Source organism: Neorhizobium sp. 05N33, from assembly GCF_056397445.1.
The window spans coordinates 103,862-122,673 of sequence record NZ_JBFTNK010000004.1 but is presented as its reverse complement, the minus strand read 5'-3'; the positions used below and the strand labels follow the sequence as shown (position 1 = coordinate 122,673).

At 62.8% G+C, this 18,812-nt stretch carries 18 protein-coding genes; 8 read left to right on the top strand and 10 right to left on the bottom strand.

Translation table 11 applies throughout. From position 1 onward, the window contains the following. Window positions 1–9: 9 nt before the first annotated feature. Window positions 10–1,041 (bottom strand): LacI family DNA-binding transcriptional regulator, encoded by a 1,032-nt coding sequence (locus AC1DLT_RS13055; protein ID WP_038543825.1) that lies wholly within the window; start codon window positions 1,039–1,041, stop codon window positions 10–12. A 107-nt stretch (window positions 1,042–1,148) separates the two neighbouring features. On the opposite strand from AC1DLT_RS13055, the gene AC1DLT_RS13050 reads away from it, so the two are divergent. Beyond that, window positions 1,149–1,808: an SGNH/GDSL hydrolase family protein gene (locus AC1DLT_RS13050; RefSeq protein ID WP_247032867.1), complete on the top strand. Its 660-nt coding sequence runs from the start codon at window positions 1,149–1,151 to the stop codon at window positions 1,806–1,808. Between the two features lie 66 nt (window positions 1,809–1,874). Here AC1DLT_RS13050 and AC1DLT_RS13045 read toward each other — a convergent pair whose 3' ends face one another. The 8 genes from AC1DLT_RS13045 to AC1DLT_RS13010 form a co-directional block, all read right to left on the bottom strand. Beyond that, the gene (locus AC1DLT_RS13045) at window positions 1,875–3,056 is read right to left on the bottom strand and encodes a mandelate racemase/muconate lactonizing enzyme family protein (RefSeq protein ID WP_477486992.1); all 1,182 of its coding nucleotides are present in this window, start codon (window positions 3,054–3,056) and stop codon (window positions 1,875–1,877) included. A gap of 10 nt (window positions 3,057–3,066) precedes the next feature. Further along, window positions 3,067–3,978, bottom strand: coding sequence for a dihydrodipicolinate synthase family protein (locus AC1DLT_RS13040; RefSeq protein ID WP_477486991.1), 912 nt, complete (start codon window positions 3,976–3,978; stop codon window positions 3,067–3,069). After that, window positions 3,975–4,811 (bottom strand): carbohydrate ABC transporter permease, encoded by an 837-nt coding sequence (locus AC1DLT_RS13035; protein WP_247032864.1) that lies wholly within the window; start codon window positions 4,809–4,811, stop codon window positions 3,975–3,977. The genes AC1DLT_RS13040 and AC1DLT_RS13035 overlap by 4 nt, the downstream gene beginning before the upstream one ends. Before the next feature lies 1 nt (window position 4,812). Beyond that, window positions 4,813–5,745, bottom strand: coding sequence for a carbohydrate ABC transporter permease (locus AC1DLT_RS13030; protein ID WP_477486990.1), 933 nt, complete (start codon window positions 5,743–5,745; stop codon window positions 4,813–4,815). A gap of 190 nt (window positions 5,746–5,935) precedes the next feature. After that, entirely contained in the window at window positions 5,936–7,207 is a 1,272-nt protein-coding gene (locus AC1DLT_RS13025) for an ABC transporter substrate-binding protein (RefSeq protein WP_477486989.1), read from the bottom strand. Window positions 7,208–7,292: 85 nt separating this feature from the next. Beyond that, the gene (locus AC1DLT_RS13020) at window positions 7,293–8,099 is read right to left on the bottom strand and encodes an SDR family NAD(P)-dependent oxidoreductase (protein ID WP_477486988.1); all 807 of its coding nucleotides are present in this window, start codon (window positions 8,097–8,099) and stop codon (window positions 7,293–7,295) included. After that, window positions 8,096–9,190 carry an ABC transporter ATP-binding protein gene (locus AC1DLT_RS13015; RefSeq protein WP_477486987.1) on the bottom strand — a complete coding sequence of 365 codons (1,095 nt, stop codon included), beginning with the start codon at window positions 9,188–9,190 and terminating at the stop codon, window positions 8,096–8,098. Before AC1DLT_RS13015 ends, AC1DLT_RS13020 begins: the two co-directional genes overlap by 4 nt. 17 nt (window positions 9,191–9,207) lie before the next feature. Further along, window positions 9,208–10,932, bottom strand: coding sequence for an SMP-30/gluconolactonase/LRE family protein (locus AC1DLT_RS13010; RefSeq protein ID WP_477486986.1), 1,725 nt, complete (start codon window positions 10,930–10,932; stop codon window positions 9,208–9,210). 142 nt (window positions 10,933–11,074) lie between these two features. On the opposite strand from AC1DLT_RS13010, the gene AC1DLT_RS13005 reads away from it, so the two are divergent. The 5 genes from AC1DLT_RS13005 (at window position 11,075) to AC1DLT_RS12985 (ending at window position 15,471) form a co-directional block, all read left to right on the top strand. Further along, window positions 11,075–12,226, top strand: coding sequence for a mandelate racemase/muconate lactonizing enzyme family protein (locus tag AC1DLT_RS13005; protein ID WP_477486985.1), 1,152 nt, complete (start codon window positions 11,075–11,077; stop codon window positions 12,224–12,226). 12 nt (window positions 12,227–12,238) lie between these two features. Continuing rightward, the gene (locus AC1DLT_RS13000) at window positions 12,239–13,162 is read left to right on the top strand and encodes a 2-dehydro-3-deoxygalactonokinase (RefSeq protein WP_477486984.1); all 924 of its coding nucleotides are present in this window, start codon (window positions 12,239–12,241) and stop codon (window positions 13,160–13,162) included. Between the two features lie 2 nt (window positions 13,163–13,164). Beyond that, the gene (locus AC1DLT_RS12995) at window positions 13,165–14,094 is read left to right on the top strand and encodes a 2-dehydro-3-deoxygalactonokinase (protein WP_477482853.1); all 930 of its coding nucleotides are present in this window, start codon (window positions 13,165–13,167) and stop codon (window positions 14,092–14,094) included. 12 nt (window positions 14,095–14,106) lie between these two features. Then, window positions 14,107–14,727: a 2-dehydro-3-deoxy-6-phosphogalactonate aldolase gene (locus AC1DLT_RS12990; protein WP_477482854.1), complete on the top strand. Its 621-nt coding sequence runs from the start codon at window positions 14,107–14,109 to the stop codon at window positions 14,725–14,727. Window positions 14,728–14,820: 93 nt separating this feature from the next. After that, window positions 14,821–15,471, top strand: a complete 651-nt coding sequence (locus AC1DLT_RS12985; RefSeq protein ID WP_477482855.1) for a class I SAM-dependent methyltransferase — start codon at window positions 14,821–14,823, stop codon at window positions 15,469–15,471. A gap of 8 nt (window positions 15,472–15,479) precedes the next feature. Here the strand turns inward: AC1DLT_RS12985 and AC1DLT_RS12980 are convergent, their stop codons facing one another. Next, on the bottom strand, window positions 15,480–16,331 hold the full coding sequence (locus tag AC1DLT_RS12980) for a MurR/RpiR family transcriptional regulator (protein WP_038543847.1): 852 nt from the start codon (window positions 16,329–16,331) through the stop codon (window positions 15,480–15,482). A 228-nt stretch (window positions 16,332–16,559) separates the two neighbouring features. Between AC1DLT_RS12980 and murA the strand changes: the two genes are divergently transcribed. Then, window positions 16,560–17,816, top strand: a complete 1,257-nt coding sequence (gene murA, locus AC1DLT_RS12975; RefSeq protein WP_477486983.1) for a UDP-N-acetylglucosamine 1-carboxyvinyltransferase — start codon at window positions 16,560–16,562, stop codon at window positions 17,814–17,816. Then, window positions 17,813–18,697 carry a glucosamine kinase nucleotide-binding domain-containing protein gene (locus AC1DLT_RS12970; protein ID WP_038588008.1) on the top strand — a complete coding sequence of 295 codons (885 nt, stop codon included), beginning with the start codon at window positions 17,813–17,815 and terminating at the stop codon, window positions 18,695–18,697. The genes murA and AC1DLT_RS12970 overlap by 4 nt, the downstream gene beginning before the upstream one ends. The last annotated feature ends 115 nt before the right edge of the window (window positions 18,698–18,812 follow it).

The window sequence follows — 18,812 nt, the reverse complement described above, 5'->3', positions numbered from 1 at the left end:
TCACGTTGATCATGTCCGTCTTTTTGCGGGTCCAAGGGTTTCCCCCTCGACCGGTTCACAGGTCAGAAGAATTTGTTGGCCGGCATCGCCGCTCTCGATGCGGCGCACCAGCATGGCTGTCGCCTGCCGGCCCATCTCCTCGCGGGGGATGTCGAAGGCGGTGAATTGCACATGGCTGCGTTCCGCGCGGATATGGCTACCGAGCACGACGGCCGAAAAATCACCGGGGATGGACAGGCCACGCGCGCGCGCAGCCGCCTCGACACGCACCGCATCGGCGAGCTCGACAAAGAAGGCGACAGTCGCACCGCTGCCGAAAAGAGCGTCCAGTATCTCGTCTGCCGCACGTCCCGCCGTTTCGATATGCAGGACAAGCTCGAGACCGTCGCCGAGAGCACCGTCAAAGCCCGACCACCGATCGGCAGTCGATTCCGCCGGTCCCGGTGGGCCGATATAGGCGAGCTTCGAATGCCCGAGCGCCCCTGCCTTCTCGACGAGCGCCCGCGTGCCGTTCGCATAATCGCCGCCGACATAGGGGACCGGCCCGCCGGCGTCCTCGCGTCGGCCGATCGCCACGAACGGATAGTCGCCGGATACAAGTCGCGTCAGCTCCGCGCGGTCGAATTCGCGGCCGAGCACGAGGCAGCCATCGGCGATCCTCAGGCGGTTGCCGTCGGCAAAGATTTTTCGATCCTGCCCGACGCCGGCCCCTGTCAAAAGCAGAAGGTCGTAATTCTGGATCTGCGCCTCTTCCTCGATGCCGAGCAGGAAGGGCGTGAAGAAGTCTGCCTGGGCGCTTGGAAACGCCGGCTCGTAGGTGAACACGCCGAGAATGCGATTGAGCCCCTTCGCCATCCGGCGCGCGATGGGATCGGCAACATAACCGGTGGTGCGGATGACCTGCTGGACGCGCTCGCGGGTCTCCTGCGGAATACGCGCCAGAGCTGTCGGTGCGCCGTTCAGCACAAGCGAAACGGTCGCCTGGCTGACGCCGGCCAATTTCGCAATATCGTGCTGGGTCAAACGCTTAGGCGCAGCCACGCAACATCCTCCCTGTCTCCTCTTGACTGCTAATGCGTATTAGCAGCTAATACGTATAAACAAGATTGCACCGGCTGCTGTCAAGCGGGAAAATGAAGGAAAAGTTGATGATATTTGCGGAGCATCTGAAATCGCTTTCAATTTCCGGCACCCGCGTATTCGGCGACAGCATCACCGCCGGCTTCAACGCCTCCCGCCCCGAACTCGCCTGGCCGGCTCTGTTTGCCGGTGCGGTCGATGGCTTCCCGATCCGCAATCACGCCATCCCGGGAACGGTGTTGCAGGGCTCAAGGTTCGCCGAGGGAAAGCCGAGGCCGAACAATGGAGTCGGGAGGTTTTTTGAATCACTTCTTGATCGGCCGCACGAGGACGCGATCCTGATCCTCTATGGTTACAATGACGCCCGCTACACCGCGGCTCCGGAGACCATGAACGTCGCAGGCTTCGTGCGGGATTATAGCCGTATCCTGAAGGCGTTGATCGCCGCCGGACATGGGCAAAGGATCGCGATCGGCAGCCCGCCCTATATTCCGGATGCCGGGTTCTCGGTTGGAAGCGCAGGGTTCACCGGCCAGACTCGCCAGGGCTTTGAGCGTTATGTGGAAGCGGTCCGCGAGCTTGCCCGGCAATTCCCGGTTTTCTATGCCCCGGTCTACGAAAGGATGATGGAGCACGGCGACGGACTTCTCGCCTCGCCCGACATCACCCACCCCAACGACGCCGGCCACCGGGTGATCTTCGAAGCGTTCCGCGATGCCGCACGGTGATGATCTCAGGCGCTGCGCCCAGTCGCCGTCCGGCGACAGCCCCTTCAACAGTCGACGTCGATCCTGTCACCGTCTGACGACAAACTCGAACACTTCCTCCTTCGGCTCGACGCCGAGACCGGCACCGGTCGGCACCACATAGGTGCCCTCGCCTGACGCCATGTCGCCCTTCGTATAGGTGAGGTTCCGGTCGAAGATCGAGTGCTGGTATTCGTGATAGGGCACGTTCTGCAGCGCCGACGACGCCTGCAGGCTCGCCGCCATGAAAATGCCGACGCTAATAGACGCGTGCGGCATGATGTTCATGTGAAAGGCCTGCGCCATCTGGCCGATGCGGATGAACTCGGTAATGCCCGTATGCCCCATTTCCGGCTGCACGATGCTCATCGCCCGCTTTTCGAACCGTGGCCTGTATTCATAGGTGGTGCGCAATTCCTCGCCGAGCGCCAGCGGCACGCCGATGCCGGCCGCAACCCGCGCCTGCCCCTCGAGGTTCTCCGGCTGTACCGGCGCTTCGGCAAAATAGAGATTGTAGGGCTCCAGCCGCCGGATGATGCGGATCGCCTCGCCCGCCTCGAATTTCCAGTGCAGGTCGACCATCAGGTCGATATCGGGGCCGACCGCTTCGCGCAGAGCCGCCATTTCCTTGACGATATCCTCCTCGGAGACCACCGCCGCGAACTTGATGCCCTTGTAGCCCTTGCCGACCCAATGGACGGCCAGATCGCAACGCTCCTTCAGCGTCGCTTTCGGCAGCCCGGAGACATAGGCGCGGATCGTATCGTGCCGCCGCCCGCCGAGCAGCGTCGAGACCGGCACATTCAGGTTCTTGCCGGTCAGGTCCCAGAGGGCGATATCGACACCCGCCAGCGCGTCGAGATAATAACCGCCGAAGAAACCGCGCACCCGCATAAGGTCGTAGAGGTCCTCATGGATGACCGCCGCATCGCCCGGATCGCGGCCGATGATAACGGGGCCGAGCACGTCGTCGATGATCGCCTTGGTCGCCTCTGGCGCGACGATGCCATAACACTCGCCCCAGCCGACCTTGCCGCTTTCGCCGGTGACCTTGATCAGCAGCGTCATGTCGGTCGAGGGATAGATGGTGCGGTTGCCCTTGCGGATCAGGTAACCGCGCGCGTTGATCGCCTCGCCCTCTTTCAGCGGCCCAAGATAGGGCACCTCGCGGGGAATGGAGATGATGAAGGTCTCGACCGAGACGATCGCATCGACGACGTTTTTCGGCATGGGTTCCGGCTCAATTGGGCTTGTGATTGGTATAGGGCAGATCGGCCTCCGCCAGAAGCAACGCCAGTTCCCTGGCATCGCCCTCGTCGAATTTCGGCCCCTTGCCGCGCACGAAGGTGTGCTTGATGACACCGCGGCGGCGCAGCACTTCCTTGGTCATATGCATGCGAAAGATCGCCTGGAAATTCAGAAGCGGCAGAGAGACGTTGTAGAGTTTTCGTGTCGTCGCGACATCGCCCTTCTGCCAGGCATGGATCATCTGAGCGTGGATATCGGCAAGCTCGGCGGCGGGCATGGTGCCGGCCGCACCGCGCGCCAGTTCGTCGGTGACATATCGCCCGCCGGCACCGCCGAAGATCGCGTCGAGCGAACCGTTGGCCGCCGCCTTGATCCGGGTCAGATGCTGGCCGCAGGGCGCGGTCTCTTCCTTGACGTAGCGGATTTCAGGCACGGCATTGGCAACCGCCGCCACCTCTTCCGGCGTCAGCCCCGCGCCGATCGGCTTCGGCTGGTTCTGCAGCATGATCGGCACGCCGGCATTGGCAGCGACTTCCCTGAAATAAGCAGTCTGCGCGGCGATGTCGTTCCCGAGCGAAAGCGGCGCCATCACCATGGCCGCCCCTGCCCCGATCTCGGCCGCCTGCGCCACATGTCTAGCCGCAGACCTCGGATCCGGATCGCTGGCGCCGATAATGATCGGAATGCGCCCGCCGATGCGCTCCGCCAGCAGTTCCACCTGGCGCTTGCGCTCCTCCGGCGTCAGCGTGTCCACTTCGCTGGCGACACCGGGATAAACGACGCCGTCCACGTTGCTCTCCAGCGCGAAATCGATGATCGACAGGAAGTCCGCCTCGTCGATCGATCCGTCGTCGCGAAAGGGTGTGGGAAGAACGGGGAAAGCCCCGGCAAGGATCTTGCTCATTTGACTGCTCCGGCGGTGACGCCCTGAATGAAATAACGTTGGAGGAACATGAAGGCCGCGACGATGGGCGCAGACGCGATCAGCGATGCCGCCATGGCGCCGCCCCAGTCGGAATTGACCTCGTTGAGATAGGTGAGAAGCAGACCAGGCCCGATGGTGCGCTTCTCGTCCGAGACGATCAGCGTCATCGAATAGAGAAGGTCGTTCCAGGACCACATGAAGGAATAGAGGAATACCGTGACTATCGGCGGGATCGAGATCGGGATGACGATCGTGTGGAAGATCCTGAGATCGCTCGCACCATCCGCCCGCGCCGCATCGATCAGCTCGTCCGGCACCTGGGTAAAGTAGCTGTAGAGCATGTAGGTCGAGACCGGCAGCGCGAAGACGATATAGCTGAGGATCAGTCCCGGCCGGGTGTCGAGCAGGTTCAGCTCGCTCATCAGCGGGTAGATCGAGATCAGCAGCAGGCCGAACGGAAACATCTGCGCCGAGAGCATGAACAGCATCACCGGCTGGCGACCGAAATACCGATATTTGGCGAAGCTGAAGCCGGCATAGAGGGCCAGCAGCGTCACCAGCGCGGCGCTGCAGGTCGAAGTGATCAGGCTGTTCATCAGGTACATCGGCAGTTTGCCGGCGGTCAGCGCCCGGATGAAATGCTCGAGACTCGGCATCGTCGGAAACGGCGTCGGTACCACCCGGTAGAGCTCGGCATTCGCCTTCAGCGACGAGATCACCAGCCAGTAGAGCGGGAAGAACAGGAAGAAGCCGATCACCGCAAGGGCGGCAAAAAAGACGATTTTTGCCTGACGGGAGGAAAGGTCGAACATCTCAGTTTCCTTTCACCAGCATGCGCAGATAGAGGAAGGCAGGCGGCAGGAGCGCCGCAACCCACAGCACGCCGACGGCGGAGGCAAAGCCGATATCCCACTGCTCGAAAGCGCGGCGATAGACCTCGACGGAGAGAACCGTCGTCGCCCGCACCGGTCCGCCGCCAGTCAGCGCATAAATCGTATCGAACTGCTGCAGATTGCCGATTACGCCGAGAACCACGACGATCATCAGGACCGGGCGCAGGTGCGGCAGGATATGGTCGCGCAGCACCGCCCAGTTTCCGGCGCCGTCGACGCGGGCGGCATCGATCTGCTCCTTGTCGAGGTTTTGCAGGCCGGCCAGGAAGAAGGACATGAAGAGTGGGATGGAGAGCCAGATCTTGGTCAGCACCACGGCGAGCATCGCGCCTTCAGGCGTCGACAGCCAGGCCTGTGGGTAGTCGATCAGCCCCAGTTCCATCAGCAAGGCGTTGAGCACGCCGTAACGGGAATTGAAGATCCAGCCCCAGATGAAGGCGCTGACCGTCGAGGGCAGCACCCAGGGCAGCAGCGACAGCGATCGCAGCAGCGCACGGCCGGCAAACTGCTGGTTCATGATCAGCGCCCAGCCGAGACCGGCGACCAGCGTGCCCGTTGTCGTCAACACCACGTAAATGGCCGTCGTCCAGAACGCCGCCCAGACATCCGGGTCCGACGCAATCTTTAAAAAATTCTCGAAACCGATGAAGCGCGGCTCCATCATCTCGACGGTGTATTCGAACAGCGACAGGCCGAGCGCCGACAGGAACGGATAGAGGATGACCGCGGCAAAGGCGATCGCCGCCGGTAGCAGCAGAAGCAGCCCGATCCGGTTCTGCCCGGCTTTCAGGCCCCCGCGGTTCGCATGCGGCGAGACCGGATAGGCACCGACATTGTTTTCGATCACGGCCATGGGTTCATTTCCTAAGTATGGTTCTTCCAAGGCTTCCATGCATGGAAGCCACCCCCTCATCCGACCCTTCGGGCCACCTTCTCCCCGCTGGGGAGAAGAAGGAGCCTGCCGTAGCGTCTCCGTTCCTCCTCTCCCCTGGGGGAGAGGGTGGCCGAGCGAAGCGGAGGCCGGGTGAGGGGGATCTCCTCAACTATTCCGACTTCTTCGCCTTCTCCATGCTGGTCGTCAGCCGAGCCTGCATGGACTTGATGGCATCGTCGGCAGACTTCTGGCCGAGCAGCGCGCTCTGCACTTCCTCGCCGATGATGTTGGTGAGGTCGGCGGCATTGGACCAGATGCCGACTTCGTTGCGGCGGGCGTCTCCCGTCGCAGCCGACCAGTTCTTGAGATAGGCGTCGTCGGCGACCGCCGCGCGGGCGGACTTGGTGACCGGCAGCGCGCTCATCTTCAACGGAAGGTCCGTCTGCACCTTGTCAGAAATGATGTAGGTCAGGAATTTATCGGCCGGATCGTCGGCCTTGGCCTTGCCGCCGGCGGCGAATTGCACAAGCAGATGTCCCCACTGGACAGAAACAGACTTGTCACCAGCCTTCAGCACAGGTGTCGGCATCGGCAGCACGTTGGCATCGAAGGCCTGGCCTTTGCCGGAGAAATCGCGCAGGAAAGTCCGGGTCTGCGGCGCGTCGAGATAGAACGCTGAAGCGCCCTGCGCCAGCAGGCGGCGCGAATCCGGGCGGTCTATTTCCGGAGCCGCCAGGCGGTCCTTCAGCAAGCCGACCATGAAGCCGAGCGCATCGCGGCTCTGCTGGCTGTCGACGACGACCTTGCCGGCGTCATCGATGATCCGGCCGCCATGTACCCAGTTCCAGACCATGAAGTCGATCAGGATCGAGCCGTTGTTCTTGGTCGCCATGGAGTACGGCACCGAGTTGGGCACCTTGTCGCGTACCGAGATCAGAGCTTTCTTGAAGTCGTCAACGGTCTTCGGCACGTCATTGATGCCGGCCTTCGCAAGCACTTCCTTATTGGCCACCATGCCGATCGAACCGGACAGAAGCGGCAGCGCAAGCTGCTTGCCGTTGATATTGCCCATGGCGAGCGCATCCGGCGCGAAAGCCGCCTGGAGCTTGTCCTTGCCGTAGACCGTGTTCAGGTCGACAAGATTGTCGAGGCTCGCGAAGGTCGGCAGCCAGCGTTCGGAAAGCTGGGCGATATCGGGCAGGGTCTTCGACCGGGCGCGCAGAAAGATATTCTTCTGCATGTCGCCCCAGGCGAAGCCGAGCGGCTCGACCGTCAGCTTCTCGGCCTTCTGAAAATTGTCCAGCACACCCTGGACGATCGCCTTGTTGGCCTCTTCCGCATACGTGAAGCTCATGAAGCTCAGGTCGGCTGCCTTGGCGGCACCCGAGCCGAGCGCAAGCGCGACGGCGGCGGTGCCGATCAGTCTGGTAAAGGTATTCATCAGATCCTCCCGAAACGATGATGATGGAACTCTGTTTCAACCCGAAAAAGGTCAAGCGGCGAGCGCCGTATCCGCCTTGCCCTCGTTAGACGACGCCTCCATCGACGATGAATGTCTGTGACGTGATGAGGCGGGAATCGTCTGCCGCCAGGAACAGCGCCATGCGGGCGATATCAGGCGGCAGCAGGTGCTCCTTGAGGCACTGAACCTCGAGGTATTCGGAAAACTTGCCCTGGTAGACACGCTTGGCGCGCTCCACCTGACGCTCGGTCAGCACCCAGCCGGGCGCAATCGAGTTGACGCGGATATTGCGTGTCCCCAATTCGCGGGCGAGCGACTTGGTCATGCCCATGACGGCGGATTTGGCGGTCGTATAGAAGATCAGCCCGGCAGCACCACGCATCCAGGAGATCGAGCCCATGTTGATGACCGACCCGCCGCCGGCCTCCGCCATTTCCGGCACGACCGCCTGGACCGCGAAGAACTGGTGACGCAAATTGGTCTGGAACCGCTCGTCCCAATAGTCCGGCGTCACCTCTTCGAGCGGCATGCGGTCGTCATTGCCGGCATTGTTGACGAGCACCCGGATAGGGCCGATCTCGGATCGCAGCGCCTCGATCCCGTGCTTCAGGGCGTCGATGTCGCGCAGATCCGCCGCACGATAGAATGGGGTATTGCCGGTCCTTTTGCCAACCGTTTCGGCCGTCTCGTCGGCGACATTGGCATTAAGGTCGAGGAACCCGACCCTGCAGCCCTGGGCGCAAAAATGCTCGACCAGCGAAGCACCAATGCCCGATCCGCCGCCGGTGATCAGCACGCCCATGCCCTTGAGGCTCGGATATGTCGCGGCCTCGACCTCAACCTTTGCAATGAGTTCGGGATGGATGGTCATGCGGCCTCCAGGGCAACGGGACGCGCGGAGGCAAGCGAAAGGCCGGCGGCGGAAAAGACGTGGATCATCGCCGGGTCGACATGGACGCCAATCGGCTCGCTACGCTTGACGGCGCGATCGCCGGACAGGCGCACGACGACCATCTCATCGGAGCCTTCGAGCGCCACATAGGCATAGGTGTCGCTGCCGAGATGTTCGGTCATGGTGACGGTCCCAGCGAGCGAATCCGGGGCGCCACGGCTCACCAGCTCCACATGCTCCGGCCGGATGCCGATCTCTGCCGGCGTGGAGGACAGGTCGCGCGGCAGACGCACTTCTCCGCCCGGAACAGTAAAGACGCCTTCGCCTTTCCTGGCGCCGAGGCTCAGGAAATTCATCCGCGGCGATCCGATGAAGCCCGCTACGAAGCGGTTGACCGGCTTGTTGTAGAGATCGAGCGGCGAACCGATCTGTTCGACGCGGCCGGAATTGAGCACGACGATCTTGTCGGCCAGCGTCATCGCCTCGATCTGGTCGTGGGTCACATAGACCATCGTCGTGCCGAGCGTATCCTTCATCCGGGCGATCTCGATGCGCATCTCGACGCGCAGCGAGGCATCAAGGTTGGAAAGCGGCTCGTCGAACAGGAATATCCGTGGTTCGCGCACGATGGCGCGGCCGATCGCAACGCGCTGACGCTGGCCGCCGGAGAGCTGGCGGGGCTTGCGCTCCAGATAGGTATCGATGCGGAGTTTTTTGGCTGCCTGGACGACGCGGGCATCGATCTCCGGCTTCGGCGTACCGGCAAGCCTGAGCGCATAACCCATGTTCTCGGCAACCGTCATATGCGGATAGAGCGCATAGGACTGGAAGACCATGGCAATGCCGCGCTTGGCCGGCGGCACATCGTTCACCAGTTCCCCGTCGATCGCCATCTTGCCCGAGGTGATTTCGTCGAGGCCGCAGATGAGCCGCAAGAGCGTCGATTTTCCGCAGCCGGACGGACCGACGAAAGCGACGAATTCGCCGTCCTCGACTATCAGGTCGATGCCCTTCAGGACTTCGGCCGAACCGAAGGATTTGCGGATGTCTTTGAGTTCAAGCTTGGCCATGGGTATCTCTTGAGTTCTCAGCCCGCGAACATCTGGGCTGCCTGGCCCTTGATGCCGGTATCGATGGAAAACACACTGCCCGAGAGCGGCGCTTCGGAAAGCTGCGCTGCCGAAAGCCGGATGCGGGCGGATGTCACGAACAGGGTCTGCATGTCGGCACCGCCGAAGACGCAGCTCGTCGGGCGCGGGATCGGCAGGTTGATCACCCGCTCCACCTTGCCCTGCGGGTCGTAGCGGGTAACGCACCAGCCGTCCCAATGGGCAATCCAGACGAAACCTTCCGCATCGACCGTCATGCCGTCCGGCTTGCCCTCGGCCTCCGGTACCGTGATGAACACACGCCGGTTGGCGACTTCGCCGCTTTCGATATCGAAGTCATAGGCATAGACCGTCTGCCGATTGGTGTCGGTGAAGTAGAAGGTACGGTCGTCGGGGCTCCAGCCAAGCCCGTTCGAGACGTGGAAACCGCGATCCATCTCCCGCGAGCGACCGTCCGGGTCGATCCTCCAGAGCCGCCCCTGGTCCGGCGTCGTGTCGATCGCGAGCGTCCCGGCCCAAAGCCTGCCGCGACGGTCACATTTGCCGTCGTTGAAGCGATTGCCGGGACGATCGGCTTCAGGCCGCGAGATCGTCGTGATGTCGCCGGTCGAGAGATCGATGCCGCGGATCTCGCCGTGCATGGCGGCAACGAAACCGCCACGGGAGCGAGGGATCACGAAGCCGATCAGTTCCGGCACCTGCATGGACGTATAGGTGCCCTTGGCGGGGTCGCCGGTATGGACGGCAGGCGCCAGGATATCGACGAAATAGAGCTTCTTGTGCTCGGGCGACCAGTGCGGGCCTTCGCCGAGAAACGTGCTTGCCGGAATGACGCAGCGCACGTCGGCGCGATCGGGGCCGAGAGGACGCGGCTTGACCGCAAGCGACATGGGAAACTCTCCAAAATTGCCGGATGTGCGGCGCGCCGCCTCGATGACGTCGCGGCCGAAAGCGTGCAGCCGGTCGACCGGCAGGCGGAAGGACGGGCCGATAATGCCGATCGCGCCGATCGGTTCGCCGCGATGATTGAGGACGGGTGCTGCGACCGAGGAAATACCGATATGCTGCTCGTCGACCGAGACGGCATAACCACGTGCCTTGGTAAGGTCGAGCTGGCGGCTCAGCTCCTCGGCATTGACGATCGTGTTCGGGGTCAGCCGTTCCAGTTCGATGCCGTCGAGCAGCGCGCGGCGTTTTTCGAGCGACAGATGTGCCAGGATCGCCTTGCCGAGGCCGCTCGCATGCGGCGCTGCGCGCGAGCCGACGCCATTGTTGAGGCGCAGCGGTTGCGGCACTTCCCGCTGGTCGATGTAGAGGACGCTGCCGCCGTCGAGCACGCCGAGACGAATCGCCTCGCCCGTCAGGTCGCGAAGCCGCGCCAGTTCCGGTTCGGCCGCGCCGCGCAGATCGAAATTGTCCCACACCTTGTGAGCCCATTGGAACAGCCGCGGCGCCAGCCGGTAAACCTGGTCGCGGGTATCGAAATGGAGCAGCCGTTCGTCCACCAGCGCCTGCAGCAACCGGTGCAACGTGCCCTTCGGCAACTGGGTCTGGTCGAGCAGTTCGGTGAACCGCAGGCCGCGGGCTTCCGCCGCCACCGCATCGACAATCTGGATGCCGCGCGTCAGCGCCTGAACACCCGGCACGCCGCCCGTATCATTGGCGACATCCTTGTCGATCGCTTCCAATTGCACCTTGGCCATGCCCTCTCCCTGGACGACGATTTTCAGTGCTGCTCCCACAGCATGCCGTCTCGCTCTTGCCAAGAGAGTTATCTTGGAACTAAGTTCCATGTCAACAGCGAAACTGAAGCGGCAAGAAAGTTGCCGGCCATGGGAGGATATCTTGCGCATTACCAAAGTGGACCATTGGCTGGTCCGTATGCCGTTCACAGAGAACATTCTCTGGGGTTCCGGGCGGCGAATCGGCACGACCCGGCTGATCTGCCGGATTGAGACGGATGCCGGGATCATCGGCTGGGGCGAGACGATCTCGCTGATCGCCAACGTGCCCGCAGTATTCGCCGATGTCGTCGCACCACTGGCGATCGGCTACCCGGTCGCGGATGCGGAACGCTTCCACCGCCATGTGCTCGGCGCCGGCTTCTATCACCATAAGCGCGCTGCGGTGATGGCGATCTGCGCCATGGAAATGGCGATGTGGGATGCGCTCGGCAAACAGGCGAACCTGCCGCTTTATGCCATGTGGGGCGGCCGCTGGCGCAAGAATGTCGAGGCCGCCGCCTATCTCTTCACCAATGATCCCAAAGGTCTCTCGGAGCGGCTGACGCGCTTCCTCGATCTCGGTTATACGACTTTCAAGGTGAAGATCGGCTTCGACGAAAGGAGCGATATCACGCTCGCCGAGACCTCCCGGAAGGTGATCGGCGACCACCCGCTGCGGCTTGACGTCAACGGCGCCTGGAACCCGGCGACCGCAAAACGCCAGCTCCAAAAACTGAGAGCCTTCGATCCGGCCTATGTGGAACAACCGCTGGAGCTCGACGATCTCGCCGGCCATGTGGCACTCGTCGCCCGCTCCACGGTGCCGATCGCGCTCGACGAAAGCGCCTATACGCTGTCCGATGTCGGAAACATCATCCGCGCCAATGCAGCCGATGTCGTGCTGCTCGACCCGCACGAGGCCGGCGGCCTGTGGCAGACGATCAAGGCCGCGGCCATCTGCGAGGCGGTCGGCATCCCGGTGACGCTGCATTCCGGCGCGGAACTGGCGCTATCGCAATCCGCCTATATCCATCTTGCGGCATCGCTTCCCAACATGTCGATCGCCATCGATACCGAACGCGCCTATCTCGGCGGCGATATCTCGCCCAATCCGCCGGTCTTGAAAGACGGTCGTTTCCAGGTGCCGGAAGGCCCGGGCCTCGGCGTCGAAGTGGATATCGAATTGCTGGAAAAATACCGCGTGCCTGGCATCGCCGGCGCCTATCTCGATACCGAGCGCAAGGACTGGTTCCCGGTCAAGCCCGCCTATTAGGATTATCTCCCCATGTATATTGCCATCGAATGGACCTCCGCAGCCTTCCGTGCGCTGCTTCTCGACGACGACAAGGTCCTTGGAGAAAAGAAGAGCGATCGCGGCACGACCAAGGTCGCAGCCGGCGGTTTCGAAGCCGCACTCCGCGAGGAGCTGGGCGAGTGGGTCGACAGAGCGGAACAAATCCTGTTTTCCGGCATGGTCACCAGCCGCAACGGCTGGATCGAAAGCCCCTTCGCACCGGTGCCGGCAGGGCCTGCGGATTTGTTGGCCCAAGCGGTTGCGCATGAGGTCGAAGGCCTGCCGCCGCTGATCTTCCTGCCCGGCATCGCCCAGACCAAACCCTTGCCCGACGTGATGCGCGGCGAGGAAATGTCGCTCTTCGGCCTCACGGAAACCGACGGCATCTTCGTGCTGCCCGGTCCGCATGCCAAATGGGTGATAATGGAAGGCGGCCGCATCACGGCGATCACCACCTACATGTCGGGCGAAATCCTCAATCTGCTCAAGAAGGATTCGCTTGTCTCGCGCCTCATCCCGGCAACCTACGAGGAGCGCCCGGACGCCTTTCGCCGCGGCGTCCAGACAGCGCTTGAGCAAGAGACGCTGCCCGGCCGCATCCTCGCCCGCGTCTTTTCAGCGCGCAGCCTGGTCCTGTTCGACCGTCTGGCGCCGGAAGAGATCGCCGACTACCTCGCCGGCCTGATGATCGGCGCGGAAATCTCGGAAGCGTTTGGGCAGGACAAACTGAAGAAAATCAACATCGTTGGTCACGCCGCGCTCGCCGAGCGTTACAAGACGGCGCTCAAGATCTTCGGGGCGCAGACAAATCTCGTCACGCCCGACATCGCCGCCGGTTTCCGGCGGGTCGCCTCTCGACAGGGTGATACGTCACGGGCTATCGAAGGGGCGAAAGCCGCTTCGGGAGAAATGTGACCATGCCAAAACCCACCTCGATCATCCTCGATTGGGGAACGAGCTCGCTGCGCGCCATGCTGGTTTCGGAAACAGGCGAAACGCTCGATACCCGCGATACGTCGAGCGGCGGCATCCAGTTCGTCAAGAACGGCGCCTTCGAGCAGGCGTTGATGGAAACGGTGGGTGAGTGGTTTTCGGCACATGGCCCCCTGCCCGTCCTGGCAAGCGGCATGATCACCAGCCGCAACGGCTGGGTCGAAGTACCCTATGTGGACACGCCCGGCGGGATCGCCGAGCTTGCCGCCGGCACGCGCAAACTCACTCTTCAGAACGGCGCCGTCATCACCTTCCTGCCCGGCATGCGCGATCCGGCCGCAAAACCCTTTCCGGATGTGATGCGCGGCGAGGAAACCCAGATCGTCGGCTACGGCCTCGAGCGCGACCGCACCCTGGTCCTGCCCGGCACCCATAGCAAATGGGCACGGGTCAAGGACAACCGCATCGACGGTTTCCAGACGTATGCGACCGGCGAGGTATTTTCGCTTCTGACCAAACATTCCTTCATCGCCAAGGCTCTCGAGCCGCAGCCGGGCGCCGAGCCCGACTGGCAGAGCTTCGATCGCGGGGCGGAATTTGCAGCGAGCGATTCGGCCGCCGCCGATGCCTTCCTGTCGGCGATCTTCAGCGCCCGCACCGGCATTCTGGACGGCAAATTGAAGCCCGAGGATATCCTCGATTACGTCTCCGGCCTCGTCATCGGCTCGGAATTCCGCCAGGCCCGCGCTGCCGGCTGGTTCAAGAACGGCGATACGATCGGCATCGTCGGCAACAACGTGCTCAACAGCCGCTACGGCCGGATCGCGCCCCTGTTCGGCCTGACGGTCGAACCCGCTCCGGAAAACGCCGCCAAACGCGGCATCATGCTGATCGCGGCCGAAGCCGCGCAATAAAGGAGTTTCGAGATGACTTTCCAAGAGGCGCTCAAGGCATGCAATCTCGTCGCCATCCTGCGCGGCATCAAGCCGGAAGAAGCGGAAGCGGTGGGCGAGGTACTCGTCGAGGCGGGTTGGCGGATCATTGAAGTGCCGCTCAACTCCCCCGATCCGCTGAAAAGCATCGAAAAGCTCGTCAAGCGTTTTGGAGACCAGGCACTGATCGGTGCCGGCACCGTACTGACCCCGGCCCAGGTCGCCGATGTCGCCGCGACCGGCGCCAAGGTGATCATCTCGCCAAACGCGAATGTCGAAGTCATCAAGGCCAGCCGCGCGGCGGGCATGGTGAGCCTGCCGGGCGTCGCAACCCCGACGGAAGCCTTCGCGGCGATCGAGGCCGGCGCCAGCGGCATCAAGGCCTTTCCGGCGGAAGCGATTCCGCCCTATGTCATCAAGGCATGGAAGGCGGTTCTGCCGAAGGATATCCCGGTACTCGCTGTCGGCGGTGTCACGCCCGAGAACATGGCTGTCTACGCGCAGGCGGGCACAGCCGGTTTCGGCATCGGCTCCTCCCTTTACAAACCCGGTGCCGACATCGCCTCCATCGGCAAAAAGGCGAGAGAATTCATGGACGCGATGCGCGCGCTCTGACGTCTAAAACCCTGTCGCAATACCGTCGCGAAGCGGAACTATCGTTTTCCTCCTGAGTTTTAGCCCAAGCAGGGCAAACCGGAGGGGACGATCTTGGCAGTTATCCGCAACAGCGCCGAACATCAGCAGAAGGTGTATGAACGGTGGGCGCCGGTCTATGACCGGGTCTATCGAGGCTTGCTGCGCGACGGACATCGCACCGTCGCGAAGCTCGCCGCCGAAGTCGGACGAGATATCCTCGAAGTTGGCGTCGGCACCGGGCTCGTGTTGCCCTACTACCCGAAACACTGCCGTGTCACCGGCATCGATCTTTCTGAACACATGATCGCCAAGGCGCGCGAGAAGGTCGCGCGCGCCGGCCTCTCCCACGTTCAGTCGCTGCATGTCATGGATGCGCACAGCCTTGAATTTGCCGACCGCTCGTTCGACGCCGTCTGCCTGCCCTTCGTCATCACGCTGATCCCGGATCCCGAACGTGCGCTTGACGAGTGCGCCCGCGTGCTCCGCCCGAGCGGAGAGATCATCGTTGCGAGCAAGCTCGGCGACGGGCGGGGACTGCAAGGGGCGATCGAAGATGCCGTCGCGCCGCTGGTGCATCGGGTCGGGTGGAGCTCGTCCTTCCGCATCGCCCGGATTGTCGAATGGGCAAAGCGCCGCGGCGATTTCGAGGTGGCGGAAATCCGTCGCGTCTTCCCGAACGGTTTCTTCAAGGTCATGCGGCTGAAGCATCGCATGGCTGCGTGAACTTAAGGTCACTTGGCCTTCAGGACAGAGACCGCAAGTTCGCTGTTATGGACGTATTCGTTGGCGTCCGGCTGGCGTTGGACGAGCAGGATGAACAGCAAGTCCGTCAGCATCAGCTGCGCATCGCGCGCGGTGATGGAGGACGAGCGCACCCGCTCCTCGTCCGCGACCGTATAAAGTCGGATATCCGCCGCCTGCATCAGCGGATTGCCGTTGAGACCGGTAATGGCGATCACCGTCGCGCCGCGCTGGCGCGCCAGTTCGGCGATCCTCAGCGTCTCGAAACTGGTGCCGGAATAGGAAAGTGCCAGCAGCACGTCCTGGCTGTTGAGCGTCGAGACATTCGCCATCTGCACATGGCTGTCGCTGTCATGCAGCACGTTGCGGCCGAGCTTCATCAGCTTGTAGGAAAAATCGCGGGCGACCAGCGACGATGCCCCGACGCCGGCCATATGGATGCGTCGCGCATCGTTGAGAGCCGTCAGGGCCCGCTCGATCTCCTGCTCGTTGTTGACCGCAAGCGTCTGCTGCATGGACAGCATCTTGCTGCCGATCAGCTTCTGCAGGATCGTCAGATAACTGTCGCCGACCTCGATCGAGCCGTGGATCATGCCGGGAGGCGCATGCCATTCCTGCGCCTTCGCCTCGCTGACGGCGAGTTTCAGCTCCTGGTATCCGGCAAAACCCAGCTTCTGGCTGAATTTCACGACGCTCGACTGGCTGCGCCCCGTCTCGGCCGCAAGCGCTGCCGAGGAAAGCCGCAGCATCTGGTCCGGATTGTCGAGGATGAACTGGCCGATCTCCCGGTCTGCCGGTGCCATATCCTCGAGCTGCGCGTTGATCTTCTTTAAGACTGACATGCGTTCCTTCGGAAGCTTCACGATGGGTTGGGACGGTGGAGCAGGATATCACCGCAACGCCCGTCCACAACACCGTTTCCATTCTTAAACCAAGGATGGATTATCGCAGATAATGCTGCACAAAGGAATAAAAAATTCCGAATGATTGACAGAGGCGCCGGGTGGTTTAGTTTCGTGGAGGCATAGAATGATTTGAGATTCACCGCGCCTTTTTTGACAGGTTTTGTCATGGACAGATTACGGATCGTCGGCGGCCATCGGCTCCAGGGAGCCGTCACCATTGCCGGGGCGAAAAACGCAGCGCTCCCGCAGATCGCGGCAACGCTGCTGAGCCCCTACCCGGTCGAACTCACCAACCTGCCGCAGGTCAGCGACGTGGAAAACATGCTGGGGGTCGTCGAGTTGCATGGCGCCGCCGTCACCCGCACCGGCCATTCCACCATCGTCGATGCCAAGGCAATCGTCTCGAAGGAAACCTCCTACGACACCGTTCGCAAAATGCGCGCCACCGTGCTCGTCCTCGCACCACTGCTCGCCCGCTTCGGCCAGGCACGCGTATCTCTGCCCGGCGGCTGCGCCATCGGTGCGCGCCCGGTCGACATGCATGTCAAGGCGTTGGCAGCGCTGGGTGCGGACATTGATATCGAGAGCGGCCTGATCGTCGCCTCGGCACCGGGCGGATTGAAGGGCAGCCGTATCGTGCTTCCCTCCCCCTCCGTCGGCGCCACCGAAACCGCGATGATAGCCGCGACCGCCGCCAAGGGTGAAACCGAAATCCTCAACGCCGCCCGCGAACCCGAAGTCGCCGATCTCGCCGCCTGCCTGATCGCCATGGGCGCACGCATCGAAGGCGCCGGCACCCACCGTATCCTGGTTCAGGGTTCAACCACCTGGCAGCCGGCGAAACATCACGGCATCCCCGACCGCATCGAGGCCGGGACTTACGCCGTGGCAGCCGCGATCACCGGCGGCATGCTGGAGCTCACCAACGCGCGGCTGGAAAACATGGCTTCCATCGTCCAGGTGCTGGAAGCGATGGGCGTCAGCATCTGGCCGAGCGACCGCGGTCTTGTCGTCTCGCGCGAAGGACCGCTGAAGGCAACCGATATCACCACCGAGCCCTATCCGGGTTTCCCGACCGATCTCCAGGCGCAGTTCATGGCGCTCGCCGCCTGTGCCGAAGGCGCTTCGCTGATCCGCGAAACCGTCTTCGAAAGCCGCTTCATGCACGTGCCGGAGCTGATGCGCCTCGGCGCCAATATCGCGCTCCAGGGGACCACCGCACTCGTACGCGGCGGAGCACCGTTGAAGGGTGCGCAGGTGATGGCGACGGATTTGCGCGCCTCCGTCTCCCTCGTACTCGCCGGGTTGGTCTCGTCGGGCGAAACGACCATCAACCGCGTGTACCACCTCGACCGTGGTTACGAACAACTCGACCGTAAGCTTGGCCAATGCGGAGCCGATATCCAGCGGATCAGCGCATGACGGCCGGAACCGAACGCTTTTTCCTGGGTGTCGATGGCGGCGGTACCGGCTGCCGCGCCCGTATTGAGGACGAATCCGGCGCCGTACTCGGCCAGGGTCTTTCCGGCCCTGCAACGACGCGGCTCGGCATCGAGCAGGCCTGGGCCTCGATCTCGCGCGCCTTTAACGCCGCCCTGGACGAAGCCGGGTTCGGACCCGACAAGATGGCCCTCACCCATGTGGGCGTCGGCCTTGCAGGCACCGGTCGCAAGGGTTCCGTCGAAGCCTTGAAGGCGATCCCGCATCCGTTCGCCAGCATCGATTTCGTCAGCGACGGCATGGGTGCGTGCCTCGGCGCGCATTCGGGTCGCGACGGCGCGATCGTCATTGCCGGCACCGGCTCGATCGGGCTCGGTTTTGCAGAAGGCCGCGACCTGCGCCTCGGCGGCTACGGATTTCCCATTTCGGACGAAGGCAGCGGTGCAGATCTCGGCCTGAAAGCGGTGCAGCTGGCGCTTCGGGCTCATGACGGGCGGATCGAGAAAACCGCTCTGCTGATCGAGGTCATGCAACGTTTCCAGAACGATCCTTATGAAGCCATCGGCTGGATGGACCGGTCGTCGGCCACCGACTATGCCTCGTTGGCGCCGATGGTGATGCGCCATGCAGACCAGGGCGACTCCGTCGGCCGCCGCATCGTCCAAAGTGCTGCCGAACAGATCGACACGCTGGTCCGCACGCTATTCGATCAGGGCGCGCCGCGCGTTACCCTGCTTGGCGGCCTGTCGAGCCCGCTCGAGGCCTGGCTGGCGCCCGACGTCCGCCGCCGCCTGAAACCCGCCGACGGCGACGCCGTCTCGGGCGCCATCATTCTCGCACGCAAGGCCCTGCAAGCCTCCTGACCCTGATCCCGTGTCTCGGTAGGTCCAGGAAGGAAATGGAATAATATATTCCAATTCTCAATTGACTCATGGAATGGATGATCCTAATCCTTTGGGAAAGGCAACGAAGGGTGAG